Source organism: Xylophilus sp. PBN-3R, from assembly GCF_057747805.1.
Window position 1 is genome coordinate 1,733,363 of sequence record NZ_CM173225.1, and the last position, 20,332, is coordinate 1,753,694.

18 protein-coding genes and 1 tRNA gene are annotated in these 20,332 nt (G+C 62.3%); 7 read left to right on the forward strand and 12 right to left on the reverse strand.

From position 1 onward, the window contains the following. Nucleotides 1-2: 2 nt before the first annotated feature. The 6 genes from AC3ANW_RS08075 to AC3ANW_RS08100 all read right to left on the reverse strand — a co-directional run bounded on the left by AC3ANW_RS08075 (nt 3) and on the right by AC3ANW_RS08100 (nt 5,216). Nucleotides 3-815, reverse strand: coding sequence for a M90 family metallopeptidase (locus tag AC3ANW_RS08075; protein ID WP_488344667.1), 813 nt, complete (start codon nt 813-815; stop codon nt 3-5). Next, nucleotides 812-1,585 (reverse strand): UDP-2,3-diacylglucosamine diphosphatase, encoded by a 774-nt coding sequence (locus tag AC3ANW_RS08080; protein WP_488344668.1) that lies wholly within the window; start codon nt 1,583-1,585, stop codon nt 812-814. The genes AC3ANW_RS08075 and AC3ANW_RS08080 overlap by 4 nt, the downstream gene beginning before the upstream one ends. After that, entirely contained in the window at nt 1,575-2,081 is a 507-nt protein-coding gene (locus tag AC3ANW_RS08085) for a peptidylprolyl isomerase (protein ID WP_488344669.1), read from the reverse strand. Before AC3ANW_RS08085 ends, AC3ANW_RS08080 begins: the two co-directional genes overlap by 11 nt. A 34-nt stretch (nt 2,082-2,115) precedes the next feature. Next, nucleotides 2,116-2,712, reverse strand: coding sequence for a peptidylprolyl isomerase (locus AC3ANW_RS08090; protein ID WP_488344670.1), 597 nt, complete (start codon nt 2,710-2,712; stop codon nt 2,116-2,118). Nucleotides 2,713-2,754: 42 nt separating this feature from the next. After that, the gene (locus AC3ANW_RS08095) at nt 2,755-3,999 is read right to left on the reverse strand and encodes a L,D-transpeptidase family protein (RefSeq protein WP_488344671.1); all 1,245 of its coding nucleotides are present in this window, start codon (nt 3,997-3,999) and stop codon (nt 2,755-2,757) included. A 95-nt stretch (nt 4,000-4,094) separates the two neighbouring features. Then, a complete protein-coding gene (locus AC3ANW_RS08100) occupies nt 4,095-5,216 on the reverse strand; it encodes a L,D-transpeptidase Cds6 family protein (protein WP_488344672.1) in 1,122 nt (373 codons plus the stop codon). Between the two features lie 222 nt (nt 5,217-5,438). Here AC3ANW_RS08100 and cysS point away from each other — a divergent pair, with 222 nt between their 5' ends. From cysS to AC3ANW_RS08135, 7 genes are all read left to right on the forward strand, one after another. Further along, nucleotides 5,439-6,815, forward strand: a complete 1,377-nt coding sequence (gene cysS, locus AC3ANW_RS08105) for a cysteine--tRNA ligase (RefSeq protein WP_488344673.1) — start codon at nt 5,439-5,441, stop codon at nt 6,813-6,815. A 206-nt stretch (nt 6,816-7,021) separates the two neighbouring features. Continuing rightward, nucleotides 7,022-7,705 (forward strand): DNA-3-methyladenine glycosylase family protein, encoded by a 684-nt coding sequence (locus tag AC3ANW_RS08110; protein ID WP_488345383.1) that lies wholly within the window; start codon nt 7,022-7,024, stop codon nt 7,703-7,705. A gap of 82 nt (nt 7,706-7,787) precedes the next feature. Then, nucleotides 7,788-8,771 carry an acetyl-CoA carboxylase carboxyltransferase subunit alpha gene (locus tag AC3ANW_RS08115; RefSeq protein WP_488344674.1) on the forward strand — a complete coding sequence of 328 codons (984 nt, stop codon included), beginning with the start codon at nt 7,788-7,790 and terminating at the stop codon, nt 8,769-8,771. 117 nt (nt 8,772-8,888) lie between these two features. Next, nucleotides 8,889-9,821, forward strand: a complete 933-nt coding sequence (gene tilS, locus AC3ANW_RS08120; protein WP_488344675.1) for a tRNA lysidine(34) synthetase TilS — start codon at nt 8,889-8,891, stop codon at nt 9,819-9,821. A 78-nt stretch (nt 9,822-9,899) separates the two neighbouring features. Further along, a complete protein-coding gene (locus AC3ANW_RS08125; protein WP_488344676.1) occupies nt 9,900-11,165 on the forward strand; it encodes an aspartate kinase in 1,266 nt (421 codons plus the stop codon). A gap of 48 nt (nt 11,166-11,213) precedes the next feature. Then, nucleotides 11,214-11,306: transfer RNA gene (locus AC3ANW_RS08130), tRNA-Ser, on the forward strand. A gap of 486 nt (nt 11,307-11,792) precedes the next feature. Next, a complete protein-coding gene (locus AC3ANW_RS08135; protein ID WP_488344677.1) occupies nt 11,793-12,848 on the forward strand; it encodes an acyltransferase family protein in 1,056 nt (351 codons plus the stop codon). 102 nt (nt 12,849-12,950) lie between these two features. Here AC3ANW_RS08135 and AC3ANW_RS08140 read toward each other — a convergent pair whose 3' ends face one another. From AC3ANW_RS08140 to AC3ANW_RS08165, 6 genes are read right to left on the reverse strand one after another with little or no spacing between them, the layout of a single operon-like run. Beyond that, nucleotides 12,951-13,937: an acyltransferase family protein gene (locus tag AC3ANW_RS08140; protein ID WP_488344678.1), complete on the reverse strand. Its 987-nt coding sequence runs from the start codon at nt 13,935-13,937 to the stop codon at nt 12,951-12,953. Nucleotides 13,938-13,980: 43 nt separating this feature from the next. After that, nucleotides 13,981-15,210 carry a glycosyltransferase family 4 protein gene (locus AC3ANW_RS08145; protein WP_488344679.1) on the reverse strand — a complete coding sequence of 410 codons (1,230 nt, stop codon included), beginning with the start codon at nt 15,208-15,210 and terminating at the stop codon, nt 13,981-13,983. Between the two features lie 13 nt (nt 15,211-15,223). After that, entirely contained in the window at nt 15,224-16,366 is a 1,143-nt protein-coding gene (locus AC3ANW_RS08150; RefSeq protein WP_488344680.1) for an acyltransferase family protein, read from the reverse strand. Then, nucleotides 16,363-16,986 (reverse strand): serine O-acetyltransferase, encoded by a 624-nt coding sequence (locus AC3ANW_RS08155; protein WP_488344681.1) that lies wholly within the window; start codon nt 16,984-16,986, stop codon nt 16,363-16,365. The genes AC3ANW_RS08150 and AC3ANW_RS08155 overlap by 4 nt, the downstream gene beginning before the upstream one ends. A 1-nt stretch (nt 16,987) precedes the next feature. Then, nucleotides 16,988-18,865: a hypothetical protein gene (locus tag AC3ANW_RS08160; RefSeq protein ID WP_488344682.1), complete on the reverse strand. Its 1,878-nt coding sequence runs from the start codon at nt 18,863-18,865 to the stop codon at nt 16,988-16,990. Further along, nucleotides 18,866-20,332, reverse strand: a complete 1,467-nt coding sequence (locus AC3ANW_RS08165) for an oligosaccharide flippase family protein (protein ID WP_488344683.1) — start codon at nt 20,330-20,332, stop codon at nt 18,866-18,868.

Here is a 20,332-nt window from a genome sequence, read left to right on the forward strand (position 1 = left end):
CCTCAGTCCGGCCGGTTGAAGAACCGGTCTAAGAGCGGCAGCAGCGTCGGGAATTCGGTGCCGAAGCGCTGGCGCCGGGTGAAATACGCCTCGCAGGCGACCGGCAGGAATTCGCTGAGCGACTGCGCGCCGTAAGGGTCGAGCCAGGTGGGCGCGCCGCCGAACCGTTCGGCCACGATCACCTTTTCGCGGAAGTGCTCATAGGCCGGCTCGATCACCGACAGCCAGGCGGCGCGGGCCTCGCGCGCATTGCGGCTGCCCATGAAACCGGGCGGCAGCGGCGGCAGGCCGTCGGCACCGCCGGTCCGCATGTCCATCTTGTGGATGAACTCGTGGATCACCACGCTGTAGCCGGATTCGCCGCTGCCGGCCGATGCCTCGATGTCGGCCCAGCTGAGCATCACCGGGCCACGCTCCATGGCTTCGCCGACCAGCGCCTCGCGGTAACGGTGGACGATGCCGGCTTCGTCGGTCACCTCGCGTTGTGCGACCGCTTCGCCCGGCTGGACCACGATCACCACGAAGTCGTCGTACCAGCGCAGCGCCTGGGCCGGAGCGCCGAAATGCAGCAGCGGCAGGCAGGCCTGCGCGGCAATGGCGGCGGCCATGGCGTCGCTCACTTCAAGGCCGTGGGCGCCGTGGAACTGCTTGCGGCCCAGGAACGCTTCGGCCAGTTTTCGAAGTCGCACCCATTCGGCCGGGCCGCGGCCCTCGGAAAGGAACGCCCAACGCCGCAGGGTTTCGGCCCAGAGTGTGTCGGGAATGGGGCGGGGCGCCGGCTGCCACAGGCCGGCCAGCCGCTGCCAAAGACTCATGTCAGCGGGATCCGCCGGGCCACGCCGTCGAATCCGAGGCGCAGCACTTCGGCGCGCGGCGGGGTGGCAGCCATGTCCCAGTCGGACAGCACGATGCGGCGGCGGCCATCGGGCAGCGTATGGTCGGCCGGTTTGTGGGTGTGACCGTGGATCAGCGTGGCCGCCTGCGCGCGGTCGAGCCAGCCGGCGGTCATCAGCGGATCGGCATCGGCGTATTCGGCATCGGTGGCCTTGCGTGCCTCACTCGCCTTGCGCAGTCCGCAGGCGATGGCCCGGCGTTCCTCTAGCGGCCTGGCGAGGAAGGCCGATTGCCAGGCCGGCCCGCGCACCTGGGTGCGGAACTGCTGGTAGTCGATGTCGCCGAGGCACAGCGCGTCGCCGTGGCTCAGCAGCCAGTTGCGGCCCTGCCATTGCAGGACGCACGGGTCTTCCAGCAACCTGACCCCGGCATTCGTGAGATAGGTCTGGCCCACCAGGAAATCGCGGTTGCCATGCAGGAAGAAGAGGGCGTGCGTTTGCGACGCGATGTGCAGAAGCCCGGCGATGCGGGACTCGAAACTGCCGGTATGGGCAGCATCGTCGCCGATCCAGACTTCGAAGATGTCGCCCAGCAGGAAAACCGCATCTGCGGGTGTCTGCCGAAGATAGGCGGCAAAACCGGCCACGGTGGCCGGTTCGTCGGCCTGCAGGTGCAGGTCGGAAATGAAGTCGACCGTGCGCCACGCGGCAGGCGCAGCGACGGTCGACAGGGCTGCCAGCTTAGATGGCAACGGCCTTCTCGATGATCACGTCTTCGACGGGCACGTCGTCATGGAAACCCTTGCGGCCGGTCTTGACGCCTTCGATCTTGTCGACCACGTCGGTGCCGCCGACCACCTTGCCGAACACGGCATAACCCCAGCCCTGTGCGGACGGGGCCGTGTGGTTCAGGAAGGTGTTGCCCTTTGCATTGATGAAGAACTGCGCGGTGGCCGAATGCGGTGCATTGGTACGCGCCATGGCGACGGTGTACTTGTCGTTCTTCAGGCCGTTGTTGGCTTCGTTGTCGATCGGGCCGTCGGTGGGCTTCTGGTCCATGCCGGGGGCGAAACCGCCGCCCTGGATCATGAAACCGGGGATCACACGGTGGAACACGGTGTTGTCGTAGTGGCCCTTGGCGACGTAGGCCAGGAAGTTGGCGACAGACTTGGGCGCTTTGGCTTCGTCGAGTTCGAGCGTGATGACGCCGAAATTCTTGATGTGCAGTTCGACTTGCGGGTTGCTCATGTGTTGGGGCTCCTGGATGAAAAGAGTGGTTGATTTAGGGCAGCACGGCAGCCGAGCGGATCAGCACCGGTTCGACCGGCACGTTCTGGTGCGGGCCCTTGCTGCCGGTGGCGACGGCGCGGATCTTGTCGACCACGTCCATGCCGGAACTCACTTTGCCGAAGACCACGTAGCCGTAGCCATCGGGGCTGGGCGGGTTGAGCATGGCATTGTCCTTCACGTTGATGAAGAACTGCGCGGTGGCCGAATTGGGATTGCTGGTACGCGCCATGGCAATGGTGCCACGGTCGTTGGTGAGACCGGTGGTTTCGAAGGCGATGGGTGCGCGGGTCGGCTTTTCCTTCATGTCCGGGCCGAAACCCCCGCCCTGGATCATGAAGCCGTCGATCACCCGGTGGAACACGGTGCCGTCGTACTGGTTTTCCTTCACGTATTGCAGGAAATTGGCGACCGTGTGGGGCGCCTTGCGTGCATTGAGCTCGATGACGATGTCACCCTGGCTGGTGCTCAGCCTGACCTTCGGGGATGCGGGCGTGGCGGCCGGGGCTTGCGCCATGGCGCTGCCGGCAGCTATCAGGGCGCCGACCAGGAAGGCGCAGGTGCGGCGGGAAAGCAGGTTTGTCTTCAGCATGTTCGTCCGTTTGAGGTTGCCTGAAAGGTGCCTATGGAACGATCAACCGATCGTTCCCTCGAAAATGATTTTCCATTGACCCTGCAGCAGCAGCCAGTACTGGCGTCGCACCGGTCCGGTGGCGGCGCCGTCGGGCACCTCGCCGAAGGTGACCACCATGCTGTTCACGGTGCCGGATTGCCAGTGCAGGAACGTCAGGTCCTTGGATTGCAGCGGGCGATGCGCATTGCGCACCATGTCCTGCTGCACCACGATCGACCAGTCGGCAAGAGTCTTGCCGTAGCTGTTGAAGTCGGGCGCGTAGTAGTTGAGGGTGCGCACCATGTCGCCTGCCGCCTTGGCGCTGCGCCAGTTGTTGAAGGCGGCCTCGAAGGCCTGGGCAGCGGCGGCAGAAGCCTGCGGCGGCACCCATTGCAGCCGTTCGGCGATCACCACCGGCGTGGAGCGCGGCTCGACCGTCTGCAGGATGCGGCGCAGGTCGGGGTTGGCGACCACCACACAACCGTCGGTGGCCAGCGGCGGGCGCGAGAACTGCTCTGACGGCGTGCCGTGCAGCCAGATGCCGCCGCCGGTCTTGCCCTGCCGGGTGTCGAGCGGGTTGGGGTAGTTGATGGGCAGCGCGCCGACGCCGTAGAAAGCCTTCAGCGTGCGCGGGTCGAGACTGCCGGTGATGTAGTACACGCCCAGCGGTGTGCGCATGTCGCCCTCGACCGCCTTCTCGATGCCGGACTTGCCGACCGAGATGTAGTAGTCGGCGATGAGTTTCATGCCGGCTGCGCTGTTCTCGAACAGGTACAGCCGTGAGCGGGACGCATCGACCGCGATGGCGTGTTTGCTGCTGGGTGCCAGCCTGGCGAACTGCGAAGGCACGGCGCCGGCGGGCGGCCTTTCACGCAGTGCCTTCAGGCGCATGGCGGATTCGAGGCGCAGCGCATCGAGGGCGGGAGCGTCGTGCTGGTCGGCATCGGGCAGATCGCCCAGCATGCGCACAGGGCGCACACGCAAGGCCAGCAGGTCGCCGTAGACCAGTTGTCCCAGCTGGAACTGCGGATAGTCGGCCACCAGCTTTTCGGCCATGGCCAGGGCCTTCGAACCCTCGCCTTCACCGACCAGGCGGTAGACGTGGATCAGCCGCGTTTCGGCATCGCCGTCCTTTCGGAGGTCTTGTGGCACGGCGGTGCGTGCCAGGCCGCGCTCGCGTTTGGCTGCAAAGGAGGAGGTCGGCGCGATCAGCAGCGCCGAAGCGCATGCCAGGCACAGGGACGCACGGATGGCGCTCGTCGGCATGAAGGCAGAAATCAGGAATCAGGAATCAGGAAATGAAAACCGGGGCGCCGAGCCCGTCGACGGATCGACGAGCTCGATATCGACCGCAGGAAGGGTCAACCGGTTGACTCGCGAACGATCACCCAGTTCCCGCCGGCCTTCACCATTTCGAGGGTCTTGCGGCTGGTCACGTTGAGCGAGTCGGCGCTGTATTCCTGGCGGAAACGTGCGGTGGCCTTGTTGCCGTCGACGGTGATCTCGAAATCGCTGATGGCGACCTTGATGCGCGACTTGCCGACGATGCGGGCACGGCGTTCTTTTTCCCAGGCGTCGCGGCTTTGTTTGCCGGCCGGTTTGAAGTCGCGCCCGTAGGCGGCGAGGTATTCCTTCATGTCCTTGCCGGCCCAGGCCGCGGCCCATGCCTTGACGGCGGATTCGACTGCCTCGCGGCTTTCGGACGATGCCGATGCAGCCGGTGCCGGCGTCGGGGCCGGGGCCGGGGCGGGTGCAGGCACCGGAGCGGGGGCGGGGGTGGGCACCGGGGCCGGGGTGGGTGCCGGAGCTGGCGCGGGGACGGGCGCCGGGGCCGGCGGCGCGGGGGCGGGCTTGGGTGCCGGAGCCGGAGCAGGTGCCGGTGCCGGTGCAGCGGGAGCCGGTGCGATCGGTGCCGCAGCAGCGACATTGGTCTTGCCGCGGGTGGCCGTGACGCTCGGCGTGAACAGGTCGCGGATCAGGGCCAGCTTGGGCGGCACGTTGGTGTTGCCCGAATCCAGCTGCAGTGCGCGTGCATAGGCCTGGCTGGCCAGCTTGGCGTACACGTCGCCCATGTTTTCATGGGCGGTGGCGTAGCTGGGATTGGTGCGGATGGCCATTTCCAGGGCGGTGCGAGCCTTGTCGTACTGCTTCTGGTTGGCGTAGAGCACGGCCAGGTTGTTATACGGCTCCGGCAGTTCCGGGTATTCCTGGGTGAGAGCGGCGAACGTGGCGATCGCGTCGGGCTGCTTGCCGGACTCGGTCTGGATCACGCCCTTCAGGAAACGCATCTGCGGGTCGCGCGGATTGCCTGCCAGGTATTTATCGGCACGCGCCTGAGCGTCGGCCAGCTTGCCGGATCGGATCAACTGGTTGACGTCCGAATAATCGTCGGCATAAGCCTGTCCGACCATGAGGGTGCTGGCGACCAGTGCTGCTGCCAGGCATCTGAAGAATGGTGGGAGTACGGCGGCGCCAGGGTACATAGAACCTCGAGAGGGAAGCCAAAATGAGAAAAAGAACCGGCTGAATCGCCGGTTGTAAGTTAAAGCTGACAGGCTGCAGGGCTTTATACTGGCGCGGATTGTAGCCGTTGGGGCCATACACACAGGTGCCCGGCGGGCGCGGCGTTTGCGATGATGGCAAGCGTTCGACGCAACGCGGAAAAACGGCCAGCACCGCCGCCCCGTGTACCGAAATAATTTCCCATGAGTTTGCGCATCTACAACACGCTTTCGCGTGCTTTGGAGGAGTTTTCCCCCATCGAGCCTGGCCATGTCCGCATGTATGTCTGCGGAATGACGGTCTATGACCTCTGTCATCTGGGCCACGCCCGGTCCATGGTCGCCTTCGACGTGGTGCAGCGCTGGCTGCGTGCCACCGGCCTGCGGGTGACTTACGTGCGCAACGTCACCGATATCGACGACAAGATCATTCGCCGCGCACTCCAGAACGGCGAAAGCATGCGGTCGCTGACCGACCGCATGGTCGACGCGCTGCACGAAGACGCCGACGCCCTGGGCATCGAACGCCCCACCCACGAACCGCGCGCCACCGATTACGTGCCCCAGATGCTGTCGATGATCGGCACCCTGGAGCAGCGCGGCCTGGCCTACCGGACCGACGGCGGCGACGTGAACTACGCGGTGCGCAAGTTCGCCGGCTACGGCAAGCTGTCCGGAAAGTCACCCGACGAACTGCGTGCCGGCGAGCGTGTGGCGGTTGCCGGCGGCAAGCAGGACCCGCTGGATTTCGTGCTCTGGAAGGCCGCCAAGGCCGACGAACCCGACGAAGCCAAATGGGACGGCCGTTACGGCATGGGTCGCCCCGGCTGGCACATCGAATGCTCGGCCATGTGCTGCGCCTTGCTGGGCGAGACATTCGACATCCACGGCGGTGGTGCCGACCTGCAGTTTCCGCACCACGAGAACGAGATCGCCCAGAGCGAAGGCGCCAACGGCCAGGCCCTGGCGCGGGTATGGATGCACAACGGCTTCATCAACGTCGATGACGAGAAGATGTCCAAGAGCCTGGGCAACTTCTTCACCATCCGAGACGTGCTGAAGGTTTTCGATGCCGAGACGATCCGTTTCTTCATCGTGCGCAGCCATTACCGCAGCCCGCTGAACTACAGCGACGCCCACCTGCGCGATGCACGGGCTTCGCTGCGACGGCTGTATACCGCGCTGGGCGCGGTCGAGGCCGTGGTGCCGCCGGCCATCGACTGGGCCGACCCGTTCGCTGCGCGTTTTCAGGCCGCCATGGACGAGGACTTCGGCACGCCCGAGGCGCTGGCGGTTCTGTTCGACCTGGCCACCGCCGTCAACCGCAACCCCACGCCGGAACAGGCGGGCCTGCTGAAAGCGCTGGGCGGCATGCTGGGGCTGCTGCAATCCGACCCGCGGGTATATCTCACCGCCGGCGCCGCGCTGGACGAGGCGGCCATCCTGGCGCAGATCGAGGCCCGCGCCGCAGCCAAGCTGGCACGCGATTTCTCCGAGGCCGATCGCATCCGCAAATCACTGCTGGAAAGCGGTGTGGTGCTCAAGGACACTCCGGCCGGCACGACCTGGGAAACCGCGTGAGTCCGGTCGCCGAAAAGACCGCGGTCGCCGCGAAGGAAGTTGTCGCCAAGAAAGCGGTCGCGAAGAAAGCCGCCGCAAAAAAAGCGACCGTCCGCAAGGCGATTGCGAAGGTCGACGCCGCTGTGGTGACCGCGGTGGAGCAGGGCGCGCCATCCGCTGCTGCCAGGGTCGCCACCAAGGCCGTCGCCAAACCCGCCGCCAAAAAGGTGGCAGCCGCCGCACCGGTCGCGAAGAAGGCCGCCGCCAGGAAAGCCGAGGCCGAAACGCCCGTTTTCACGCCCGAGTACTGGCAGGCCGCATGTGAGCATCTGCAGGCCAAGGACCGTGTGATGAAACGCCTCATTCCGCAGTTCGGCAATGCCTGCCTGCAGACCCGCGGCGATGCCTTCACCACGCTGGCACGCAGCATCGTCGGCCAGCAGATTTCGGTGAAGGCGGCGCAGGCGGTGTGGGAACGTTTCAGCGCGCTGCCGCGTCGAATGACGGCCGCCAACGTGCTCCGGCTGAAGGTCGACGACATGCGCGCCGCCGGCCTTTCCGCCCGCAAGGTCGAATACATCGTCGACCTGGCGCTGCACTTCGATTCCGGCACGGTGCACTTCAAGTCCTGGGAGTCGATGGACGACGAGGACATCATTGCCGAGCTGATCGCCATCCGCGGCATCGGACGCTGGACCGCCGAAATGTTCCTCATCTTCCACCTGATGCGGCCCAATGTGCTGCCGCTGGACGACCTGGGCCTTATCGCCGGCATCAGCAGCAACTACTTCTCGGGCGAATCGGTCAGCCGCAGCGATGCGCGCGAGGTGGCCGCTGCCTGGGCCCCTTACTGCAGCGTGGCAACTTGGTATATTTGGCGGTCGCTAGACCCCCTGCCCGTCGAATATTGATTGACATTTGCGGCTGTTTCTTGATGAACACCGCGCCTGCCCGACAGCCTTGACGGGGCAGGACCTAAGGAGGACCAAAGCCTTGGCCAAAAAAACATTCCTGGACTTCGAGCAGCCGATTGCGGAACTCGAAGGCAAGATCGAAGAACTGCGATACGTGCAGACCGAATCCGCGGTTGACATCTCCGAAGAGATCGACCAGCTGAGCAAGAAGAGCCTTCAGCTCACGAAGGACATCTACAGCGACCTGACGCCGTGGCAGATCACCAAGATCGCCAGGCACCAGGAGCGCCCTTACACGCTGGACTACATCCGAGAGATCTTCACCGACTTCGTCGAACTGCATGGCGACCGGCATTTTGCGGACGACCTGTCCATCGTCGGCGGCCTGGCGCGTTTCAACGGCAACGCCTGCATGGTGCTGGGCCACCAGAAGGGACGCGACACCAAGGAACGCGGGCTGCGCAACTTCGGCATGAGCAAACCGGAGGGTTACCGCAAGGCGCTGCGCCTGATGAAGACCGCCGAGAAGTTCAAGCTGCCGGTGTTCACCTTCGTCGATACGCCCGGCGCCTATCCCGGTATCGACGCCGAAGAACGCGGCCAGTCCGAAGCCATCGGCCGCAACATCTTCGAGATGGCGCAACTCGAAGTGCCCATCATCACCACCATCATCGGCGAGGGTGGCTCAGGCGGCGCACTGGCCATCTCGGTAGCCGACCAGGTGCTGATGCTGCAGTACTCGGTGTATTCGGTCATCAGCCCCGAGGGTTGCGCATCCATCCTCTGGAAGACCAGCGACAAGGCACAAGACGCAGCCGACGCGCTGGGCATCACCGCCCACCGCCTGAAGGCGCTGGGCCTGGTCGACAAGATCGTCAGCGAACCGGTGGGTGGCGCGCACCGCGACACCAAGCAGATGGCGGCCTTTTTGAAGCGCGCGCTGGGCGACGCATTCCGCCAGGTACACGACCTGAAGACACCCGACCTGCTGGACCGCCGATACGAACGCCTGCAAAGCTACGGCCGCTACACCGACACCAAGGCCGACGTCGTCGCCAAATAAGCGGGCAGCCATCCGACCGGTTCACCCTGTTCGCCCCGGCGCGCTTCATGCGGCCGGGGCGTTGTGTTTTTCATGAGCCCTGTCTTTTCCGATCCTGTCGCGGCTGCCGTTGCTGCCATGTCGCCTGTATTTCCTTTGGCCGTGGCCCTGAGCGGCGGTGCGGACTCGACCGCGTTGCTGGCCGCCTGCGCACGCCGCTGGCCGGGGCAGGTGAGGGCGGTGCATGTGCACCACGGACTGCAGGCGGCAGCCGATGGATTTGTCGCGCATTGCGAAGCCTTGTGCGCCCGGCTGGGAGTGACGCTGACCGTGCAGCGCGTCGATGCCCGTCATGCGCCCGGCGACAGCCCGGAAGACGCCGCACGCCGCGCCCGATACGAAGCGCTGGACGCATACGCACAGGCAGAAAACATCGCCAGCATCGCCCTGGCCCAGCATGCCGACGACCAGGTCGAAACCGTGTTGCTGGCCCTGTCCCGCGGCGCCGGGCTGGCAGGTCTGGCGGGCATGCCCGGCCGCTGGCGACGCGGTGATGTCGAATTCTTGCGCCCCTTGCTCGCCGTCAGTGCCGACATGATCCGCGCGACTGCCCGTGCCGAGGGACTGCAGTGGATGGAAGACCCCACCAACATCGACGAGCGCTACACCCGCAACCGCATCCGCGCCCGTCTGCTGCCGGTACTGGCGGCCGCGTTCCCCCATTTCCGCAGCACTTTTGCCCGCAGCGCCCGCCACGCGGCCGAGGCGCAATCGGTGCTGGACGAAGTCGCCGCCGCCGACTTGCAGGCCGTCGGCTCGCCGCCCCGCCTGTCGGCCTTGCAGGCCCTGTCCGCCGGACGCCAGGCGATGGTCGTGCGCCTGTGGCTGCGTCGTTCGCACGGTACTACCCCCGAGGCCGCACAGCTGTCTGAACTGCTGCGGCAGGTGCGCGCGTGCACCACCCGCGGGCACCACATCCGCATCAAGGTCGGCACAGGGTTCGTCCTGCGTGATGGCCCCTTTCTCGGTTGGTACAATCCCGCGGTTTTGCCCGCCGATGGAGGCGGGTGATACCGCTCCCGCCGACCGGCCTCATCAGGCCCGGACCGGCGAATCTTTCCAGTCGCTTCGCGGCGTTTTGTTTTCCCGATGGCATTAATCGTTCACAAATACGGCGGCACCTCGATGGGGTCGACCGAGCGCATTCGCAATGTGGCCAAGCGCGTAGCCAAATGGGCCCGAGCAGGGCACCAGATGGTGGTCGTCCCCAGCGCCATGAGCGGCGAGACCAACCGCCTGCTCGGCCTGGCCAAGGAGCTGGCTCCCAGCAAACCGGGCGACGCCTACAGCCGCGAACTCGACATGCTGGCATCCACCGGTGAGCAGGCATCGTCCGCACTGCTGGCCATCGCGCTGCAGGGCGAGGGCATGGAGTCGGTCAGCTATGCCGGCTGGCAGGTGCCCATCCGCACCGACAGCGCCTTCACCAAGGCGCGCATCGAATCCATCGACGACGTGCGTGTGCGTGCCGACCTGGCCGCCGGCAAGGTGGTCATCGTCACCGGTTTCCAGGGCATCGACGGCGACGGCAACATCACCACGCTCGGCCGTGGCGGCAGCGACACCTCGGCCGTGGCCGTGGCTGCTGCCATGAAGGCCGCCGAATGCCTGATCTACACCGACGTCGATGGCGTCTACACCACCGACCCGCGGGTAGTGCCCGAAGCGCGCCGGCTGCTGAAGGTGAGCTTCGAGGAGATGCTGGAAATGGCGTCGCTGGGCTCCAAGGTGCTGCAGATCCGCTCGGTGGAGTTCGCCGGCAAATACAAGGTGCCCTTGCGGGTGCTGTCCAGTTTCACCGACTGGGACATCGACATCGAGACAGAAGCCAAGTCAGGCACGCTCATCACTTTCGAGGAAGACGAAAACATGGAACAAGCCGTCGTATCCGGCATTGCCTTCAACCGCGACGAGGCGAAGATTTCCGTCCTCGGCGTGCCGGACAAGCCAGGCATCGCCTATCAGATCCTGGGCGCAGTGGCCGATGCCAACATCGAAGTCGACGTCATCATCCAGAACCTGAGCAAGAACGGTTCGACCGACTTCAGTTTCACGGTGCACCGCAACGATTTCGCCAAGGCGGTCGATCTGCTGAAGGACAAGGTCCTGCCAGCGCTGGGCGGCAATTCCGAAGTCGTCGGCGACGCCAAGATCTGCAAGGTCAGCATCGTCGGCATCGGCATGCGCAGCCACGTCGGCGTGGCCGCGACGATGTTCCGATCGTTGAGCGAAGAGGGCATCAACATCCAGATGATCAGCACCAGCGAGATCAAGACATCGGTCGTGATCGACGAGAAGTACATGGAGCTGGCGGTCCGAGCCTTGCACAAGGCATTTGGTCTCGAACAGGTCTGATCGAACGTAAAAAATGCCTCAGAAATGAGGCATAATTGAGGGCTTGAAGGAAACGTGACCGAGTGGCCGAAGGTGCTCCCCTGCTAAGGGAGTATGGGGTGTAGAGCCTCATCGAGGGTTCGAATCCCTCCGTTTCCGCCAAACAGATGCCCCGCTAGTTGTGAGACTGGCGGGGCTTTTTGTTTTCTCTGCTTCTGCAGGTTTTTGTCGCTACGGAAGCATTCCACGGTACTCAACGCGGAAGTCTCAAGACTCATACACTTTTGCAAGTGAGTAGCGGCGCGGAGACGATGAGCAATAACTACTGACTTGTAAGTTGCTCTTTTTGTACTGGTCCGAATCCATGGGCGACTACGAATCCTAGGAGCCGATTCTTGAAATCGTCCGCCGGTCACGGCCGTAGACTGCATCTTGCGTTGGTGAATAAAACCCTGTGGAGTTGAAATTATTAAAGATATCATCGAGATCTTATTTTCAGACCGTAGTGAACTTGGCTCGTATCTTGCTAATGGCCGTGACGGCTGGTCCGGAGTCATCGACTTCCGTCAAGATTGGTCGACCAATCGAATTTGAATATCGTTACCTAAAACTGCCCGCATTTTGGGTTATTGAACAGTGGAGTGAGCATTGACGTCCGGCACAAAGCACTATCTATACAATTTGCAGGCGCTGCGTTTCGTGGCCGCAGCGTTAGTGCTTTTTGGACATGCCCAGCACGAGGCTCTGGACCTGCGAATCGCGGGCGCAAAGAACTTTCAACCGCTTGACTTTATCGATTGGGGCTTTGGCGTCGATATCTTTTTTGTCATTAGTGGGTTTGTCATGTATTACCTGATGCATGCGAAATTCGCCATGCCCGGATCTGCGTCATCATTCTTGCGCCGACGTTTTGCTCGTGTCGTGCCGATGTATTGGTTGTTCACAACGCTAATGATTGTCGCATCGCTGGTATTCGTATCCCATGTCGCACCCAGCACGGCAAAAATAGGTAATGTCCTTCCCTCATACCTGTTTATTCCCTGGATGAGAATTGACGGCGGCGTTTTCCCCGTGTTGGCGCTCGGCTGGACGTTGAATTATGAAATGTTCTTTTACGCCGCATTTGCTTTGGCGTTGCTTGCCCGCCGCAGGGTGGGTCTTTCGGTATTGGTTGGTGGATTCTTGATATTGGTTCTCGTCGCCGCTGTCGCCCCTGCGTCGTTTTATATGCTGAAGTTTTGGGGCGATCCGATTATTCTCGAGTTTCTGGCCGGCATCGGTCTTGCCGCGCTCTTCATAGGCGGATACCGGCTGGGCGGAGCACAAGCATGGATCTTGATCGCAGTCGGGTTTGTGATCGCGATCGTCATGGTGTCATTTCATGCATTGCAATATGTGCCGCGCGTGATTGCAGGTGGTATTCCTGCTCTCATGGTCGTGACCGGCATCGTGCTCATGCGGGGCGGGGAGGTCGAGGACCTGCGTTTTGGCAAGTTATTCGTGCTGGGCGGCGATGCGTCTTATGTTCTGTATTTATCGCACCCGTTTTCTATTAATATCGTCGTGCTGATCTGGCAGCGCTTCGGCCTGCCTTATCTTTGGGCGTTTGTTATCACGTCGGTGACCGTGTCCATCATCGCTTCCCTGGTGATTCACCTTGTGTTGGAGCGGCCCATGTTGAGGTTGTTTTCATTGCGACGTTGAGCGTCGTATGAGTCTTGGTATCAGCTGATATGGCGACTCAGCGGTATAAAATGTGCGCGAGGCTTTGCGTGGCAAAATGCGCCAGGTCGCTGCAGGACCATGTCATGCGGGCGCAATATGCTTGGGTTTAGAGAAAATTCCCCGGCTCGCAGGAAGCCCCAGACGCGCCTCGATATGCAGTTTGGCAAAAGCCCAATAAGCGACTATCGGAAATACAAGGCCGGCTAATAATCCCAAAGCCACGTGCAGTGCGATGGAGTGAACGCCAAACTTGATTAACAAGATCCGAGTTCCACTGCCGGAAAGAATGTGCATGACATAAATTGGCATCGACATGAGGCCAAGCAACTCGATTATTATGAGTTTTCCTGAAGTTGCCAAAATGCGGGAAGTCTGAAGAACAAGCAGAATTCCCAGAAAAGCAGATGGCAGCGCGGTGGGCGCAGAATAATCACCAGCCAGGGAGGCTGCATAGGTCGCTATCAAAAACGCTGCACAGGTGGCAATGACCCAAGGCGCGGTCGTGGTCCTTTCCAGAATTTTCGGTACTTGAGGTGCCAGAATGAGGCCGAATGCGTAGAATATAAAATATATGAATGTGCTGGACAGAATGCCAAGGTCAAAAAGTTGCCCGATGCAATAAATGACCGTCGCTACGACAGCAAGCCGCACTTTCAAGTCGCCCGTTAACACAATGATGACGTGGCAAAGAAACAATGCGTAAAGGAACCAGAATTGCCCAGTAGGCTTGTAGAGCAGAATCTTCGGAAGGTCCGTGAGGTGCATGGGTTGGTTTGTGCTGCCAGATAGCGTGATTTGCACGACTGCCTGCAATAATGACCACACGACAAACGGGAACAAGATCGTCCTTACTTTACCAGCAATAAATCGAGCTTTTGCCGGATTGACATTCATCCCTGCAAGCAGGAAGAACAGCGGCATGTGGAACGTATAGATCAGGTAATCCGAATGTAATATCCAATGTGTTGTGGGAATGACGTTTGCTGCCGCCAGGCCTCGCAAGACATGCCCATAGACTACGAGAATAATGCCGATGCCTCTTGCATAATCCCAGGTCGACTGTCTCATTTAGATCCCTGAATGTTTGAGAGAAGGCTTGCGGCTTCCGATCTCATACAGCACGCCTACTTGTTTTATCTGCCCTAGCGTGCCTCAACCCTCGTTCGTAAACCGCGTCGTACGAGCGGGCCACAAATGCGAGTCGCGTCCGCTGCATCACTTGCTCGCGTGCGGTCTGCGGTATGTCGCGCGGGCCGTCGCGCATGACCTCCGCCATTTTCTTGGCCAACGCTCCAACATCGCCTGGCGCCACCAATGCGGCGAGGTCAACAGCACCGACGATCTCCGCCACGCCCGCAGTGTTCGAACCAATCACCGGCACACCTGCCGCGTAGGCTTCGATGATCGTCAATCCAAACGGTTCTAGCCAAATCGATGGGACGATCAATGTGTCGAGTCCTGCAAGAAAGCTTGAAGGTTCCACATAGCCGACCAACTCCACCGGAAATCCATCGATGAGCGTTTGAATCTCGGCTGCCTGATATTCATCGAGTCGTCCGGCAATGCGCAATCGCCATCCTTCCGAAGGCAACTGACGGCAGGCCGCAAGCAAGGTATGCAAGCCTTTTTCTGGAACCAGGCGGCCAATGAAGCCGAAAGTGAACGGGAGGTTGGCTGCGGGCTTCCAAGGCGTTCGAACGCCAGCCGGTGGCGCATCGACTGGGTTCCAGATGACATGTTTGTCCTCCCGCCCCAGATGCGGAAAACAACCTTCAGCCAGGTGTCGGTCCAGGATTGCCTGAGACACGCCGACAACCTGGTCGATGTAGCCATGCTGCGTCAGCTTTACCCGGGAGAACAGGCGGCAAGCTGTGTGGCGAGGTGCGCAGTGGGCACCGTCCTTGAACAAAGACGAACGAATGCACAGCAGGTCGTAGTCATGCAATGTATGCACCACTGCGCAGCCCCGCCTGGCGGCGACCTGCCATACCCAGGGTGGCAACTCGACCATCGAATGCGTATGCACCACGTCGGGTCTGAAGTCACGTAGCACGCGGTCGAAGTCGGCGGTCGTCAAGACGTTGAAAAGCGTCGCAACCTTGTTGGCCTGGCGCAGCAGCGGATGACGGCCCGTGTCACCGATCCATAGCGGATTGCGGTGGCGCAGGGGGTGCACCGACACGCCATCGCATTCATGGACTGGAGCCGGTTCTGGCGCGATGTGCGCCACCGCCACTTGGTGGCCCATCGCGGCACCTTGGCTGGCGAGCATTTCCACCACCTTCTCGGCGCCGCCGACACGCTGGGGTGCATATACGGAACTCAGGTGAAGAATCTTCAAGACGGCGCTTTCGTTATTTGGAGGGTTGCAGCCGCCAGGCGCGCCGCTCGCGCCAGCGTCGATTGAGCGATGCCGTCATCGGCTGATCGACCTTTCGATGAACAAACGCGGCGAGCACCACGCTTCCCACGATGAACGCGGCAGCCAGCCAGGGCAGGCCCGGGCGCATCGATGGATCGAGCTTGAGCCAAGCTCGCGTCAATCCCACAAGTGCGAAGGGGTGCAAAAGGTAAAGGGCGTACGACCAGTCGCCTAGATGCACCAGCGGCTGGATGGGCCAGCGGCGCACCCGTTCCGGCTGCCCACGTTCGTAAGACGTCAGGGCAAGCAGCAAGCCACTCGCGGGAATGCCCCAGCCGAGCAGGCGGAAGATGTCGTTCGGAGTCGACTGACCGCGTGGAAGCTGCATGAGGCCGGCCGGGTCCACGCAGAGCCAGGCTATCGCGAGGGACGCAAGCATCAGCGCAAACGGCATCGATAAGCGAAAACCGCGGCGCCACATCATTCCCGCAAGCATGCCTACACCAAACTCCAGCACGATGGTTTGTGTCCAGAAGCGCAATGCCACCCCATCCGGGTGAAATGCCACCCCCACTCCCAAGAGGATGACCAGCAACATCCAGGTAACACAGACGGCACGCCCGATGGGCCAGACGAGCGCGATGGAGAACAGCAGGTAGAAAAGCACTTCGTAGTTGAGCGACCAGCCGAGCGACAAAAGGGGAAACGCGAGGCCGTCCTGTAGTCCGAAAGCGGGAAAGGGCCAAAACAGCAGCGAGGTGACCAGGGCGGTTACGGGCTGGGCAGGTAGTCCCTTGGAGCCAAAGGCCAGCACGAACAGATACAGCAAGGTTGCCAGCCAATACAACGGCACCAGCCGTATGGCACGGCGCACTAGGAATTCGCGCGCTGCACCTGCCTGCCCTGCAAGCCGTGCGGACGTCACGACCATGATGAAGCCCGAGATGCAGAAAAACAGGTCTACGCCGAAGCCGCCTGGCCAGACAAAATGGGGGAGGAAGGCCATGCCACTTTTGAATGCGGCGGTGGCCAGCTGTTCCTGGCAGTGCCCCACCAACACCAGCAGCGCGGCAAGTCCGCGTAAGGCCTGCACAAGGACGATGGTGTTGGAGCGGCTGCCGTTGGCATCCGTCATGCTGGCGAATCCTTTTTTTCCTGTTCACCGCCTTGCGAGCTATCGACTTGCCTGATTACCCGTGCAGGATTTCCCGCTACGACGACGCCTGCGGGCAGGCTTTTGAACACGACCGATTGCGTGCCAACCGTCACACAATCATCAATGACGACAGAACCGATGATGGTCGCGCCCGGATAGAGGGTCACGCCGTTTCCTAGCCGCGGATAGCCTGTATCTCGCAAGTTGCGTCCTAAAGTGCAATGTTGATAAAGCGTGACAAACTCGCCCAGCATCACGCCGGCACCGACAACCACACCGGTCGGATGCGGAAGATAGAGGCCTCCGCCAATGTGCGCATCCAGGTGCAGATGGCAGGACGTGAGCGATGTGTTCATGCGCCAGACGAGCTTGGCCAGGCGTTTCCATCCACGGGCCTGGAGGTGCTGGGCTAGACGGTGCCACGCAATGGCGGAAAAAGACGAGTCGTACACGAGTGCTGCAAACATCGCTTTCATACCGGTGCGGCCGTTGCATGCGTGCAGGTCCATGGACAGCAGCCCACGCAGGCCGAGGGTGCCCTGGGGCGGCGGCGCATTGACGGTGGTCTCGGCGTCGATGATGGGTAACGAATCCGACATATCAGTAGTTGGTTTGGGCCCGCACGTCGGGACCGTTGGTCGAATCCACATCAAGGCCGCCGGTCGAACGACCGCTGCGCACGTTGCCGATCACTTGGACGCCGTCGCTCATGGTGAAACGCATGCTCGGGCCGGATCTGCCGCGGTTGGTGTCCTTGCAGCGGTTGTTGACAACCTGCACTCGCCAAGTGCTCGTCACCGCGATGCAGGCTTGATCCGTGCCATCGACACTATTGTCCTTGATGGCGATGTCGGTGTTGGTGGGACCGTCGTGCAATTTGCCAGGACCCAGGCCATACACGTTGATGGCACCCCAGTCTCCGCTGCCGAGGCGAGTGCCAAGGTTCATGCCCGATTCCCGGATGCTGTTTTTCTCGACCAGCACGTTGAACGCACCCGTTCCTTCCTGGAAAGAACCCGTGTTGCTCAGCAGCTTGATTCCCGCATGGCTCACACCCTTGATGCGATTACTGCGAATGAGCCCGTGCGCCGCCTGCACCAGCACCGCGTTGCAGGCACACGGACCAATGTCGTTGCCCTCGATGGCGTATCGCAGCGTGGACATCTGCAGATCGCGCACAAATATCGGACCGGCCGTGTCGGGCAGGACACCTTGCACGCGGACGGAGAAGTCGAGGCCGCCCAGAGCGACCGGATCGCCATCTGCACGGACATTGGCCAGCCAGTGGTTTTCCTTGTCGAACAATGCAAGGGTGTCCTGGGCCCGGATGAACCGCGAGTAACGGCCAATGCGCAGCTCACTGTCGCTGGTGCGGCTCACGACTGGGCTTACCGGGCTGGCGACGTTGATGGCGTCGTCGCCGCTGCAGGCCAAGCGGTTGTTCTTGATCAGGATGTCCCCGGTCACGATCTGGACATGGATCGCATCCCAGGCGGTGGAAAGCTGTTCGCAACGGTCGCCCGCCGGTCCGATACGGGAGTCCAGCACCGCGAACCCCCGGCGCACGCCATAACCCACGATGCCCATGCCCGGCGTGTTATCGATGTTCAGCCGCTGAAACATCAGGTCTTCGTCTTGGTTGGGTCCTACCGTGTCGAGCGCCCGCACGGCAATGCCGCCATACCACTGGTGATGAATGCTGAAACGCATCCCGGCCGGGAGCGGAGCGAAAGCCTCCGCGCTGTAAAGGCCCTGCGCCACACGCCTGGGCGTTCGGGCATCGCCCGTGGGAAACAAAAATCGCTTGCCCGTCGATGGCCAGCGTCCGAGCGCCGGATCGAACTCCACCATCTGACGGATTTCATCTTCCGGATCACCGCCCGAGTCCAACTGCAGAAGCTTGCGGCCGTCCTGCTCCACCATTTTCCCGATGGACGACGTGCGCAACGCATATCGCAGAGACAGTCCGCTGATACGAATGCGCTGACTGCGCGAGATCACGATCCCGTCGCTGTTCTTGCCGAAGACAAACTCGGCACCGTCGCCTTCGATGGACACGTCATGCAGGTCTTCGATGCACAGATGGCAGGCCTTCACGCGATCCACCTGGTTCAGGGTGTAGCGCCCCGGCGCCAACACCAGCCGTCCGCCGCCTGCAACCCGCAGTTGGGCGAGCGCCTTGTCAATCACCGGCCCCGCTTCTTCGCCAGTGGGCGGGGGACGCACTTCCACACGCAGGGCGTTAGCGGATAGGCGCGGCACTTGCACGACCACGTGCACGGGCCGACCTGTCGGGCCTTGCCAAGTCGCCTGCGCATCGGCTGCAAGAGGCGTGACCGGACTCTGGGCTTGCAGGAGCAGGGGCGCCGCCCATGCAGGCTCGCCCGCGGTCTGAGCGCCGGCCGAACAGGCCGCACCGATCAGCATCGCGGCACCAAGCCCAGAGATGAGACGGCGAATATTGAGGGAATCGAGCATCTAAGCCTTTGCTAAACCTTCGTGGACCGGAGCGTCATTCCGTTTTACCAGGCTGGTCGAGACATGCCGCAGGTCTGCAATGGACTGGCGCAGCCGCTGCCGGTTGAATGCAAGGGCGATCACCTGAACCAGCAGGAACAGGCTCAACGCACCTGTCCACTGGCCCCAGTGATCGAGGGTCGTGCCGAAGGCCGCGACGGCCAGGACGACGCCGACGACAGCCGCTGCCGCCGGCACCGCCAGCAAACGCGGCAACTCGCCGATGCCGATCCCAAACTGCCGCATGGAGACGACCAGGAAGATGATCGACACCAGCGACATCGACAACGAATAACTCATTGTCATGACTTCGATACCGGCCCATACCGATGCCAGAAAACACAGGGACGCCACCGTACAGTTGAAGATCGAAAGTCGCATGTTCATGCGCGTCTCCTTCCGGCTGATCAACAAGGCGCCGGTGTAGGCCGCCAGAGACTGCAATGCGCCTGCCGGGGCCAGGATCGCAATCAACAAACTGGCGCCGTCCCAGCGGTCACCAAAAAAGGCGCGGATAGGCAGATCCAGCGCGAACGTCATCGTGGCCATCAATGGGAATGTCAGCGTAGCCGTCAGAAGCACCACGGACCGTGCCAATGCCGCGCCCATCTCGCGCTGTCCGTGCAGGCGGGAAAGCACTGCCAGCAGCACGCCACTGGCGGGCCAGGTCAGCAGCACCAGCGGCAAGGTCATGAACTGGTAGGCGAATGCATACAAGCCGAGGCTTGTGGAGCCCAGAACCGCCGCGATCACCAGCCGGTCAAGGTTGCGTGCGCCGAAAGACAGCAGGTTCGCAACAAAAACCGATCCGCCCACATGCACCATTTCTCGCAGTCCTCGTGTCCGGAATCCAAGACGCATGGCGCGGTGGGAAAACGCCAGAAAACCGACCATGCGCGTGCCTTGGAGCACGGCATGAAAAGCCACCAAGCTCAGGATCCCGGCCTGCGCCCAGGCTGCCAACTCGAAAGCGGCAAATCCCGACACCATCGCCGCAAGCTCGATGCCCGACACCGTACCGTAGGCCAGTCGCCGCTCAAGCATCGCCCGCGGCACCACGGCGATGATCGAGCACGCACACACGATCGCGAATCCATGCAGTACCTGGGACAGCCCAGGCATCGCCAGCACCCGCTCCAGGGTCGATGCGGAAATCGCCAGCACAAGCCCGGACAACAATCCGCCAACGCCTAGCAGGCTCAGTGCGGCGCCCGCCTGATCGGCGTCCAGATTCGGCTGCCGAACCACGGCGCTGGCCAGCCCAAGGTCCGTCAGCAGCATCAACAAGGTCAGCAGCGTCACCGCCAGCGCGACCAGGCCATACGCACCCGGCGGCACCAGCCGCGCGATCAGGATCGACAGCAGCAATGACAGGCCTGCCTTGGCCACATTGACCAGGGTCATCAGGGCAACACCGCGCAGCACCAT